This window comes from Dietzia sp. B44 (assembly GCF_014145245.1).
GTDB classification, from domain to species: Bacteria; Actinomycetota; Actinomycetes; order Mycobacteriales; family Mycobacteriaceae; genus Dietzia; species Dietzia natronolimnaea.
In genome coordinates, this window is record NZ_JAALEF010000234.1 from 1 (window position 1) to 1,753 (window position 1,753).

The following is a 1,753-nucleotide window of genomic DNA, read 5'->3' on the forward strand; positions in this document are numbered from 1 at the left end:
ATGTGGCGGTCCACCGCCAGTGCCGGATCGGTCCAGCGGACCCGCGCGTCGTCGACGGTGATCTTCCCCGCCCGGGAGATCCCGTCGGTCGGCTGCGGGACTGCGCGGAGCTCGCCCGTCTCCAGGGCGTCCAGGGTGGCCAGGAGCAGTCCCGCGCCGGACACCGACAGCCGGGCGAGCAGGTCCCCGGCGGTGTCGCGCGGGCGGATGGTCTCGGTCATCGTGCCGAGCACCGGACCGGTGTCCATCCCCTCGTCGAGACGGAAGGTCGTGGCGCCGGTCACTTCGTCTCCCGCCTCGATGGCGGCGTTGACCGGTGCGGCACCCCGCCACGCCGGCAGCAGCGAGAAGTGGAGGTTCACCCAGCCGTGTGCGGGGATGTCCAGGACGGGTCGCGGCACCAGGTGCCCGTAGGCCACCACCGGCACCGCGTCGGGTGCGAGGTCACGGAGGCGCTCGGCGAACTGCGGGTCGCGGGCGTTCGGCGGCGTGAGGACCTCGATCCCCGCGGCGTCGGCAGCCGCGGCCACGGGACTGCGGGACAGGCTCCGGCCGCGACCGGTCCGGGCATCGGGACGGGAGACCACCGCCACCACGTCGTGTCGGCCTGAGGTCAGCAGGGCCTCGAGCGAGGGGACGGCCGCCTGCGGTGTGCCGGCGAAGACGAGTCGCACCGTCACCTCACCGCCATCGCGTCGGCGAGTCGGTCGTAGACGACCCCGGCGCTGATGGCGTCGCTACCGAACCATCCGGACGACCGTATCCCGGCCATCGCCGAGCGCCGCCGGTCCGGGGTGAGGCGCTGGAGGAACAGGATCCCGTCGAGGTGGTCGGTCTCGTGCTGCACGGCGCGCGCGAGGATCCCCTCGGCCTCGAGACGCACCGGCTCTCCGTGCACGTCGACGCCGCGCGCCACGACACGCGCGTAGCGTTTGGTGGGTTCGGAGACCCCGGGGATCGACAGGCACCCCTCGTTGACGTGAGTCCTCTCGTCTCCCATCGGTTCCCACTCCGGGTTGACGAGGTGGCCCTCGCGGCCTCCACAGGTGTAGACGAACACCCGGGTGGACACGCCGATCTGGGGAGCGGCCAACCCGGCTCCGTCCTCGTGGCGGACCGTGTCCATGAGGTCGGCCACGATGCGCGCCAACCTGTCGTCGAACGAGGTGACGGGATCGGTCGGGGTCCTCAGGACGGGATCACCGAAGAGCCGGACGGGATGGACGGCCATGCGTATCTGAACTCCTCGCGGACGGGGATACGGGAAACGCCCATTCTAGGTGTTCTCCGGGCAACCCACCGCACGGGCCGGTCAGCCGATGTGTACCGGGTCGAGCCGGACCCGGACGGGGTCGGCGTTCCGCCGTCCCGACCGCGCCACCACGACCGCCCGTAGTTCGGTGGAGACCGCTCCGAGCAGCGGTGGCGGGACGCGGAGCAACACCCGCTCGGGGTCCTCCACGCCGTCGTGTCCGGGCAACTCCTCCCCCGGGGGGAGGTCGACGGGCCCGAGCACCTCCACCTCGTCCGGGATCCGGAGCTCGTCGAGGATCTCGGCCAGCGCGGAGGCCGGGCCGTCCACCGCCATCATGTGGACGGCGGGCGGGAACCCCACCTCGGCGCGGTCCGCGAGTTCGCGTTCGGCCCACCCCTGGGGGTCCCACCGCACCAGGGCCTGCGCGACCGGGGACCCGGAATCCGCCGACAGGAACACACGGCCCCCGTCGGCGGCCGGGCGGACCAGGCAGGCGGC

The 1,753-nt window shown here is 73.0% G+C and carries 2 protein-coding genes and 1 pseudogene; all 3 read right to left on the bottom strand.

Annotation, left to right across the window (positions count from 1 at the left end; translation table 11 throughout):
* On the bottom strand, window positions 1-674 hold a 674-nt coding region (locus G6017_RS08560; protein ID WP_182616942.1), incomplete at its 3' end, for a formyltransferase family protein.
* A gap of 2 nt (window positions 675-676) precedes the next feature.
* Window positions 677-1,231, bottom strand: coding sequence for a peptide deformylase (def, locus tag G6017_RS08565; protein WP_182616940.1), 555 nt, complete (start codon window positions 1,229-1,231; stop codon window positions 677-679).
* A gap of 81 nt (window positions 1,232-1,312) precedes the next feature.
* Window positions 1,313-1,753, bottom strand: a pseudogene (locus tag G6017_RS08570) (primosome assembly protein PriA); the annotation flags it as partial.

Bases quoted from the DNA above. Each gene is read 5' to 3' on its own strand.
- def (WP_182616940.1), bottom strand. From the start codon at position 1,231: ATGGCCGTCCATCCCGTCCGGCTCTTCGGTGATCCCGTCCTGAGGACC.